The following is an 862-nucleotide window of genomic DNA, read 5'->3' as shown; positions in this document are numbered from 1 at the left end:
TCGGAAGGACATCTGTTGGCAGCCTCGCGCAACGCCTCCGCCGTACCCGCCGGTCCCCGTCGCGTCTCTTTTTCGCGCATCCAGGAGCCCCTCGAAGTTCCTGACCTTCTCGCCCTGCAGACCGAGTCTTTCGACTGGCTGCTCGGTAACGAGAAGTGGAAGGCCCGGGTCGAGGCGGCTCGTCAGGCCGGGCGCAAGGACGTCCCGACCCAGTCGGGCCTCGAAGAGATCTTCGAAGAGATCAGTCCCATCGAGGACTTCTCGGGGACCATGTCCTTGTCGTTCCGCGACCACCGGTTCGAGCCGCCCAAGTACTCAGTAGATGAGTGCAAAGACAAGGACATGACCTTCTCCGCCCCGATGTTCGTCACGGCGGAGTTCATCAATAACACCACCGGTGAGATCAAGAGCCAGACGGTGTTCATGGGCGACTTCCCGCTCATGACGCCGAAGGGCACCTTCATCATCAACGGCACCGAACGTGTCGTGGTCTCCCAGCTGGTCCGGTCCCCCGGCGTCTACTTCGACCGCAGCGTCGACAAGACCTCCGACAAGGACCTCTACGGCTGCAAGGTCATCCCGTCCCGGGGTGCCTGGCTCGAGTTCGAGATCGACAAGCGCGACAGCGTCGGTGTCCGCATCGACCGCAAGCGCAAGCAGGCCGTCACCGTGCTTCTCAAGGCACTGGGATGGACCACCGAGAAGATCCTCGAGCGTTTCGGCCAGTACGAGTCCATGCGGGCCACCCTGGAGAAGGACCACACCGCCGGCCAGGACGACGCCCTGCTCGACATCTACCGCAAGCTGCGGCCGGGCGAGCCGCCGACCAAGGAGTCGGCGCAGACCCTGCTGGAGAACCTCT

At 63.6% G+C, this 862-nt stretch carries 1 pseudogene; it reads left to right on the top strand.

Going from position 1 to position 862, the window contains the following annotated elements:
- Positions 1-15: 15 nt before the first annotated feature.
- A pseudogene (locus tag V5E28_RS49040) lies at positions 16-862 on the top strand (DNA-directed RNA polymerase subunit beta); the annotation flags it as partial.

This window comes from Nonomuraea sp. LPB2021202275-12-8 (genome assembly GCF_037044575.1).
In the GTDB taxonomy this organism is placed as follows: Bacteria; Actinomycetota; Actinomycetes; order Streptosporangiales; family Streptosporangiaceae; genus Nonomuraea.
The sequence above is the reverse complement of the archived record's forward strand: the minus strand, read 5'-3'. Positions and strand labels throughout refer to the sequence as shown.